This is a genomic window from Mesorhizobium delmotii, assembly GCF_900149755.1.
GTDB lineage: Bacteria > Pseudomonadota > Alphaproteobacteria > Rhizobiales > Rhizobiaceae > Mesorhizobium > Mesorhizobium delmotii.
In genome coordinates, this window is record NZ_FUIG01000024.1 from 1 (window position 1) to 8,884 (window position 8,884).

8 protein-coding genes are annotated in these 8,884 nt (G+C 61.7%); 4 read left to right on the forward strand and 4 right to left on the reverse strand.

The genetic code is table 11. The features are described from left to right. The first annotated feature begins 98 nt into the window (after positions 1 to 98). A complete protein-coding gene (locus BQ8482_RS13950; RefSeq protein WP_123148174.1) occupies positions 99 to 1,262 on the forward strand; it encodes an IS110 family RNA-guided transposase in 1,164 nt (387 codons plus the stop codon). An 808-nt stretch (positions 1,263 to 2,070) separates the two neighbouring features. On the opposite strand, the gene BQ8482_RS13955 is transcribed toward BQ8482_RS13950, so the two are convergent. Next, positions 2,071 to 2,502, reverse strand: a complete 432-nt coding sequence (locus tag BQ8482_RS13955; protein ID WP_123148175.1) for a group I truncated hemoglobin — start codon at positions 2,500 to 2,502, stop codon at positions 2,071 to 2,073. A 779-nt stretch (positions 2,503 to 3,281) separates the two neighbouring features. Here BQ8482_RS13955 and BQ8482_RS13965 point away from each other — a divergent pair. Next, entirely contained in the window at positions 3,282 to 3,620 is a 339-nt protein-coding gene (locus BQ8482_RS13965; RefSeq protein WP_123148177.1) for a 4a-hydroxytetrahydrobiopterin dehydratase, read from the forward strand. 55 nt (positions 3,621 to 3,675) lie between these two features. Here BQ8482_RS13965 and BQ8482_RS13970 read toward each other — a convergent pair whose 3' ends face one another. Next, on the reverse strand, positions 3,676 to 4,149 hold the full coding sequence (locus BQ8482_RS13970; protein ID WP_244602797.1) for a VOC family protein: 474 nt from the start codon (positions 4,147 to 4,149) through the stop codon (positions 3,676 to 3,678). A gap of 495 nt (positions 4,150 to 4,644) precedes the next feature. On the opposite strand from BQ8482_RS13970, the gene BQ8482_RS37685 reads away from it, so the two are divergent. Together BQ8482_RS37685 and BQ8482_RS37690 are read left to right on the forward strand one after the other, a co-directional pair. After that, a complete protein-coding gene (locus BQ8482_RS37685; protein ID WP_133254768.1) occupies positions 4,645 to 4,827 on the forward strand; it encodes a hypothetical protein in 183 nt (60 codons plus the stop codon). After that, on the forward strand, positions 4,824 to 5,282 hold the full coding sequence (locus BQ8482_RS37690) for a hypothetical protein (protein WP_133254769.1): 459 nt from the start codon (positions 4,824 to 4,826) through the stop codon (positions 5,280 to 5,282). The genes BQ8482_RS37685 and BQ8482_RS37690 overlap by 4 nt, the downstream gene beginning before the upstream one ends. A 496-nt stretch (positions 5,283 to 5,778) precedes the next feature. Here BQ8482_RS37690 and BQ8482_RS13985 read toward each other — a convergent pair whose 3' ends face one another. Beyond that, positions 5,779 to 7,566: a cache domain-containing protein gene (locus tag BQ8482_RS13985; RefSeq protein ID WP_123148180.1), complete on the reverse strand. Its 1,788-nt coding sequence runs from the start codon at positions 7,564 to 7,566 to the stop codon at positions 5,779 to 5,781. A gap of 7 nt (positions 7,567 to 7,573) precedes the next feature. Continuing rightward, on the reverse strand, positions 7,574 to 8,560 hold the full coding sequence (locus BQ8482_RS13990) for an ABC transporter substrate-binding protein (protein ID WP_123148181.1): 987 nt from the start codon (positions 8,558 to 8,560) through the stop codon (positions 7,574 to 7,576). Between the last annotated feature and the right edge of the window lie 324 nt (positions 8,561 to 8,884).

Genomic DNA, 8,884 nt, shown 5'->3' on the forward strand with positions numbered 1-8,884 from the left:
CGGCGGCACGTCGTGACGCTAGTGGATGCTATGGGGCGAGCGGCGAGGGTGTGGCATCCTTCGGCGCTGTCAAAACCACCATCAGAAGGAGGCGCCCCATGTCGCAATCTTTTGACACGAGCCGGTCCCTTACCGCTCTCGAACAGGATAACACGATCGTCGCCGTCATCGAATTGAGCAAGGCGAAATGGCTAATTGCCTCACTTGTTCCGGGTTTCAAGCGCCAACCCCTCAAGAAGATCGATGCCGACGCACCATCACTATTGAAGTTGCTGCAGCGCTGGCGCGACGAAGCCGGCCGGACCGGGCGCCAGATCAAGCGGATCGCCGTCGCCTATGAGGCGGCCGGCGACGGCTTCTGGCTGGCGCGCTGGCTGCGAGCGCGCGGTATCGAGGCTTACGCGATCCACCCCGCTAGCGTTGCGGTGTCGCGCGAGCACCGGCGCGCCAAGACCGATCGTCTCGACACCGAGCTTCTGATGCGCGCCTTTCTCGGCTGGCTGCGCGGCGAGAAGCGCCATTGCAGTATGGCGCCGATCCCGACGCTCGAAGAGGAGGACGCGCGGCCGAACCGCGAGCGGGAGACCCTGGTCGGCGACAAGACGCGGATTATCAACCATATCAAGGCGATCCTCGCCCGCTTCGGCATCCGCAGCTTCCGGCTGAGCCTGCGCCAGGCGGCGGACAGGCTCGAGACCATCCGCACGGCGGAGGGAACGCCGCTGCCGGACAACACTCGCGCCGAGCTCTACCGCTTCCTTGAGCGGCTCAGCCTGGTGCGCGAGCAGATCCGCACGATCGAGCAGGAACGCCTGCGCCGACTCGCCGCGGCTCCGGCTGCGGCGAATGGCCCGCACGCGATGGTTCGCCTGCTGGCGCGGGTCATCGGCGTCGGTGTCGAGACGGCGGACATGCTGGTCCACGAGATGCTGTCCCGCAAGCTGCGCGATCGCCGCGCCGTGGCGCGCTATGCCGGTCTCACGGGGTCGCCGGACGAGAGCGGCAAACGCCGCCGCGAGAAGGGACTGGCACGCGCCGGCAACGCCCGCGTCCGGCGCGGCATGATCCAGTTGGCGTGGCGCTTTCTCCGGTTCCAAAAGGACAGTGGTCTCGCCCGATGGTTCCAGGCGCGCACGGCCGACGGGCGCAAAACCACGCGCAAGACGATGATCGTGGCGCTGGCGCGCAAGCTGCTGATCGGGTTGTGGCGTCTCGTCATCACGGGCGAGCCGCCGCAGGGCGTCACCTTACGTGCGGCGTGATGGGGGGCACGCAGGATAGAGGAGAACACAACCCAATTGGCGGCCCCCGGTAGCGGGGTCTGCCGATGACGATCCGAGGTGGCGGCAACCCGAATTTTCACATGGTCATTTCATTTCGATCCGCCTAGTAGAATGGGTCCGCCGCCCCGGAGCTTCGCCGCCGATGCGCATGGCTGCATCATGGTTTAGATCCAACTGAGATCTACCGAATACAAGTCTGCCCCGCGACCTCCGCGCCTGGGCCTCATGGCGAACTCCCCTCGGAACTGTCGTCGGCTGCCGAATGGCGCGCGCCCGATCATTCAAGCCTGCCGCCCATGCTCGTGACCGTCAAGGACAAGTCCGCTGCGCGATGGGCCCCGGCCCATCTTGACCGTCACTGCGCGCGGCGGCCAGTTCGAAGTCAAGGTCGGGACGAGGAGATGGTCACCAGTTGGCCGAACAAGGAGATGAGGAAACGAAGCAAGATCAAGCTTGACAATCATCGCCCCATACAGGTGAAAGTCCAACGCTTGATACCGAGGCGAATACAGCTCACGACCCCTTTTCTACCCTTCCGCCGGAGAGTCCGGGCAGGAAGTGGTGACCCTCTGCTGCCCTTCAAGCCCTCGTCTCGGAACGTCGTGATTGGGTGGAACATTGCCAGCAGAAAAATGTATGACGCGAGCACACCAGTTTCCCGACGTTCGCGATGCGCTGCCAAAGCAGACTTTCGCGTAACCACCGGAGTCGACCCCTTGCGGACCCTTCCATCGAAGGCGTCGTACGGGAAGACGTGACCCATCCGGCAGCGTGTAGCGGATAAGTCCTACCCCTCGACAATGTCGCTTTTCATCGGAGCCAAAAGACCGAGCAACTCGTCTTTTTCCTGCTTTGGCACCTTGAAGTGATCGAGCGCCGCGGTGAGGTCTTCAACCAGGGCGTTAAAGTCCGCCTCCGTAATCCCCAAGCCTTGGTGAGCGGCTTTCATGTCCTTGCCGGTGTAAGTGCAGGGTCCGCCCGAGGCCTGACAGACTTGATCGACCAGCTTGCTCTTGAAGGCCGGAATATCGGAGTTGGCGAAAAAGGTGTTGATGCGCTTGTCAGCGGCGAGGTTAGCGACGAACCTGTCCACGACTGCGGCAATCGCCGGCTGTCCGCCTAGACGCTCATAAAGGCTCTTCTGCTGCGCGCCCGCCGTGAGCGTGACACCAATCACTACCGCCGCTGCAAGCAAAAACTCCTTGGCGATTGATCTCATGGTGACTTCCTCCCTTTGCCAGGCAGCGCGCGAGAGGCGCTGGGGAAGATTGCAGCGTCTAGTCCCCTCAACGCCCTAGAAATTCTACACGTAAAAGTTTGCTCCAGCTATGCCAATTTCGCGATCAGGCCGTATAGGCGGCGAAACGCAAAGCCTCCCTTCGATTTCCAGTGATTTACCGCGCGGTGTGCCGCTGGACCGGCAAGCCGCCGCGCCACCTGCGAGGGTGATGCGGACACTTATTGGCTGGACCATGAAAGACCGCTCCTGGCGCGAGTTCGCCGTTTACTGACCCAATCCGGCGGCTAGGATCGGCGGCAACCGGTTCTGTTCGGGTTTGAGCTTGCCGTTCACAATACCTGCGCCATAAAGGTCATGTGGGAATGGATTTTCGCAACGCCGTCGATGAAGCGACCGATGGGTATCAAGATCCGCTGGCTGGCGTGACCGGGCGATACAGACAAGTCGCCGGCGCTGGTGGCCAGAGAGCGTCCTCGGTTCGGGCTCACGATCGGCGGCCCCCGGTCGAGATCGTCTCTTGAACGGAAGGCGGCCCCGTTGCCGCAGGTGTTTTGAGATGCACAATCACCCGAAACAGAGCCGAGGCACCGATCGACTGAGTCCACAAAAGCACAGCGATCGGCCGAGGAAGACCGACAACAAGCGCCTTGCCGAGCAGATTCGCAAGTTTCTCCGCAAGCACTATGCGAGCAAATATCGGGTGCGGTAAACAGTGGTCGCTGCACCTGGAACCCCGATGTGCAATAAGGGAGATCGTCATGGCAGAGAGCATTGCCCACAAAACCTGTACGCCCTGCCGCGGCGGCATACCGCCGCTGACCGAGAAGGAAGCCGGCGGATATCTTTCCCAGACGCCCGGCTGGGATCTTCTGGAGGCGGGACACCTGATACGCCGCAAATTTAGGTTCGCGGACTTCCGGGAAGCACTCACCTTCGTCGACGAGGTCGGCCGGTTGGCGGAAGAGGAGGGGCACCATCCGGACATCTGCTTCGGCTGGGGCTACGCGGAAATCTCGCTGCAGACCCATAAGATCAGGGGCCTGCACGAGAACGATTTCATCATGGCAGCGAAGATCAATCAGCTAGCCGGTTTGTAAAGGGCGCTCGGCTCCGAACGGCCGGAACGGGTCTATTGCCCGGTTCGCCAACGGCTCAGTCGCGCCAGGAGTGACACACCGATTCCTCAGATTGGGAGGGTTCGACGGCGGTGATTGCCATCGGGCCGGCTCCCTTGGCGCGACGCTCACGAATTCCAGCCGCCGCTGCCGTACGGACGCGTGATGATTTCGAGCAGATGCCCGTTCGGGTCTTCAAAGTAGAGACCGCGCCCACCGTCGTGGTCGTTGGTCTCCCCGGCTTTCGTTGGCCGGGGTCAGCCCAGTAAGGCAAGTTCCGTTCGCGGATGCGGTTGAATATCTGTTCGAATTCGGCGTCGTCGACCAGAAAGGCGTAATGCTGGCGCACGACCTTCTCCTCGGTATCCATATAGTCGTCGTTGTCGGTCGTGACCATGTGGAACGGCCCCCAGCGCCGCGGCGCCGGCAGCCCCAGCATCTCGGCCAGAAAATCTGCCGAGGCCTTGCTGTCGCGAGCCGGCAGAATCGTATGATTGAAATGGATCGCCATATTAGGCCCTCTGCAACGAGGTGAGCTTCATTTTCGAAGGAGGCTTCGCCCGGTTAACACCCGGGCCTGCCCGTTGTTCCGGGCCTCGCGAATTGAGAGCTGAAAGCCGAATGGCCGCAAATCCTGGCGTGGATACCGGCTGCCGCGCCTGGCACCAGCACGGCCCTATGCCGCCGCAATGCGTGCGCGACGCCACCACCGCCTATCTCAAGGCCGAAGACGCCATCGGCCAATGGCTGGCCGAATGCTGCGCGCAAAGGCGGCGAAGTGCCGACCAAATGCGCCTACGCGTCGTGGAAAAGCTGGGCGAGCGCAACAACGAAACCTCGGCTCGAAAAGGCGTTTACGCAAAAACTGGAAGACCGCGGCTATGGGCAGCGACACGGCCATGGCACCGACTGGTTCTACCCCGGCTTCAGCGTCCCGGAAAACGAGACCGAGCTGACGGAACGCGAACGGCAGGTAGCTTATGAAAACCGCCTACGGAGGTAAATCGTGGGTTTCGGTGACTTGATTCGCCTGAAAAGGGAGCACCCCGCCCATCCCGCGCAGACCTCCGCCGCGCATCTTGTGCATCGGCCCGCGCAGCCGCGTGACGACAAGGGCCGTTTCGCCCAAGCCGCCAAGGAGCAGGCGCGGCAATTCGGGTTGGCTCTGGAGATGGAGGAAGCATCGTGAACACGCACAAGGATGCGATGGCTTGGGTTATGCTGATCAACAACGTGATGTGCCTGTGTGCCCGCAATCTTCGGCCTTGGTCGGACCTTCGAACGTCGGTTGGTGCGCGCGGCCGAAGCCATCGAGGAAGCGCGATGAACATTCGTTGCGATCGTTGCGGGCGTGAACCGGACGAAGTGGCGCCGATGCTGAAGGATGTTATCTGGCGACATATAGCGCGGAAGAACGAAACGCTGTGCAAAGCGTGTGCACATGAAGCGATCCGGAGACACTTCGGCCGGGAACTGCGATTCGCTGATCTCCTCCCGTGTGCGTTCAACATCACCTGGTGCTCGGCGTTTGAGGAGCTGTTGCCGTGGGACGAGCCCTTGCCGCCGGGCGAGCTGGAACAATGGCAGCGCGCTTTTGCCACCGCCGGGCGGCTTATTGGTAACATGGAGGAAGCGCAGCAATGAGGCCAAGGCGCAAACCTATTTCCCCGACGCCAGGATTCGCGCTGCGCGAAGCCGCCCAGCACCTGAACTCGGAAGCCGATGATTTGTTGAAGCTAGCGAAGTCGAAGCATATCCGATGGCGCGGCGAGGACGATCCGGAGGGCGCGGCGTGAAGGCCGGCTGACTGCGGGGGAGTTCCAACAATGCTTGTCGCTGAAGATCGCGATCTTCACCGCGATACGGTACAGACGTTGTAGTCGTCCTCTCGTTTGACGCCCGATTCCGCCGCAAGCCGGGGCGCTGCCGATGTCGGCAAAGGGTCCGACACCTGCCGGAGCGTGAACGTCCGGTCCGGAGATCCGCCGGGAACGGCGGCTCATGGCGCAACCTTCCGGTTTAGGAACCGGAAAGTCTGACCCGTAGCTGCTGTCCAATTGCACGATCTCGATGGTTCCGGTCTCGACGTGACGAGTTGCCATTCGGTCCAGCCGCGTCCCAAGATCGATTTTAGCCAAGTCTAGCTTTTCGCGCTGATCTCCGTCGCATCAGGAGCGAAATCTGACGTCACGCTCCGTATTCCGACGTCGTACACGCGTACTTGCTCGTCGAAGCCCTTGAGGTGGCGCGCGCCGAGGGCGACCATCGGAATCTTGCCGCCTACGGAACACGCCACAGAGTCATCGATAAGGATTTGCCGATCATCGGCCGACGAACACAGTCTAGACGCCAAGTTCACGACATTGCCGATCGCGGTGTAGTCGACGCGGGCCTCATAGCCAATTCGGCCGACCGTCGCCCATCCCATCGCGAGCCCTATGCCGAAACCGACCGCGTGGCCGCGCAGACGCCACGCGGCGATCAGCCGTTGAATCGCGTCCTGCATGTCAATCGCCATCTCGACAGCGCGAAGCGCCGGCTCCGCGCGCGGCACAGGAGCGTTGACAAGCACCATCAACCCGTCCGCCGAGAAGTTGGTCAGCGTCGCCTCGTAGCGTGTGATGATCGCGCCGAGAGCCTCGTAGTAGTCGCGCAACACCTGCATGACGTCATCGGGTTCGGCGTGGGCCGAGAACGCGGTAAAGCCGCGTAAATCGCAGAAAACAGCGACCACTTCCGCCCGCTGGCCTGCGAGCACGCTCTCGTCACCGGACTTTTCCACAAGTTCCGCGACCTGCGGTGCGAGAAAGCGTTTCAGCCGCGCAATCCGCTCGGAGCGATCCCGCGATATGGCGAGTTCCTGCGCCATCTGATTGAACCGGACCGCCAGCCGTTCAAGTTCATCTCCGGTGGCGATGTCGATCCGGTGATCGAACTGTCCGGCCCCGATTTTTTCGGTGCCCTCCTCCAGCAGGCGGATCGGGCCGGTCATGCGCCTGGCAAGCCAGTAGGCGAGCGCCGCCGCTAAGGCGATTGCCGCAAGCAACAGGCCGCCAGTCCGCCACAAAGAAGCATAGAGCGGTGCAAACGCCTCTGCCTGCGGCTGCTCGACGAACACAGTCCAGCCAACACTGGGGATCGGTGCCATCGCAGTCACGACGCGTTCATCCTCGGCGTTGCGGGCCGTCGTCGCCTCGCCACCTGCCGTGGCGATCTCGTCCCGCAATCTGAGCAGGGCCGCCGCCGTGTTCTCGTCGGTGCCCCGCAACACCTTGCTGATGTCTGGGTGAGCGATGATCCGGCCGGTCTGGTCGAGAACAAATGCGTGGCCGCTGCGCCCCACACGAATTTCCGAAATGACTACCCAAATGAGCTTCAGGTTGATCTCGACGACGACGACGACGGAACTCAGTCCCCACAGTGCCATGGTCATGAACGGTTCGGAGCCATCGCGATAGGTGACCGGGCCATACCATATGCCCGTCGACAGGGCTCCCACTACGGCAGGATCACCTGAGCGATCCAATCCTCCTTCAACCCTGTTCAGGCCAATGCGGGAGACGTGCAGCCGCTCCACGCCGGTACGGTCGATAAGACTTACGCTGACGATTGCAGGGGCGCGGCGCATCGCCTGCAGGGCCTCGAGCCGATGCTGTCCCCGGTTGTCGGCGGTCAAGGTCCTTTGGACCGTCCAGCGGAGCTGATCCCTGATGCCGTCGAGAAAGCTCTGCATCCTGCCGGCTGCCGATCTGGTCTCGACCCGCAAGAGAGCACTGAGCATGGCACGCTGGTCGCGATAGCCGAACCAGGCGTCGCTGATGCCGCTGGCAGCTATCGGGACAATGACGGCGGCGAACAACGCGATGAAGTATTTCCGAAACAGTGATCGGCGCACGGGAGCGGCTTCGCGATGGATCGAATCCCGCACATCATCCTCATTCGATGACTTCGTCAGCCATGAGCAATACGGTCTGCGGCAGATCGATGCCCAGGGCATTGGCCGTTTTCAGATTGATTGACAGCTCGAACGTCGTTGGCTGCTCGATCGGCAGGTCGCCAGGATTCGTCCCCTTGAGAATCCGGTCGACATAGAAAGCCAGCCGATGCAGCATCTTCGCGTAATCCGCGGAATAGGCAAGCAGACAGCCGTTTCGCGGATACCACGGAGCCCATGCCATCGTCAGCAACCGCTGTTCGAGCGCCAGAACGGCGATATGTGCCGCCTCGCCGGCAAGCATGACGTCGGGCAGAACGAAGATTGCCTGCACACCCTCTTTCTTCATTTCCGGGATTGTGACATCGAGGTCCGCCGGCTGCCTGATGTGATGAAGCTTCACGCCAATGCCGAGCTTTTCGGCCGCCCGCATTGCATCAGCCTCGAATGGCAAATAGGAAACGTCCGGGTTGGCCAGAACCCCGATCGTGACGATACCCGGAATTGCTTCTTTCAGCAGTTCCAGACGCTTGGCAGTAAGTTCCGTCGCATAGTAGCTCACCCCGGTAAAATTGCCGCCTGGCCTGGCGAGGCTGGCGACGAGGCCAGCGGATATCGGATCCCCGCTGACGATCGATACGATCGGGACCGAATCCGTCACTTGGTGGGCCGCACGTCCCGCCGGTTGAGAGCTTGTCACGATCACGTCCACAGGAAGCTGCACCAACTTGCGCGCCGCTTCGGCAAGTCTGTCGTAACTCTTGCCGGCCGCCTGGCACTCGAGCACAAAGGACTCGCCCATCCTATAGCCCAGTTCCTTGAGCCCCTTCAGAAACGGTCCGAATTCGGCCTGAACAGTACCCGGGCTGCAGTCCCAATAGGTGAGAAGGCCGACATGCGGAACAGTTGCGGCCAGCCCTTGGCTGGCCGCAAACGGTCCAACGAACAGTGCCAGCAGGTAGGCAAGCGAGAAATGCCCTTGACGCATTGGATCCACCCGATGGGTTCGGATCGGCAGCCGATGTCAGGACCATTCCCAAATGATGCGAATTTCACGCTTCGTCGGGCTGCTCATCCAAAAAAAGTCGTTACCTACATCCAGCACTTGGTACCCAAATATAGCGCTATTTGATCCACTCAGAAAGCGACACCACTAGCTGCTGGGCGGAAAGCGCGAAAGAGACGCACATGACCCGAGCTGGTTTCGGCCTTCCTCGATTTCCCGGCGGCGCTGCACCCACATATCCGCTTCGGCTCGGAAGCCCAGGATCATGTCGCGCCACGCTATCAGCGCGCCGACATCCACATCGTC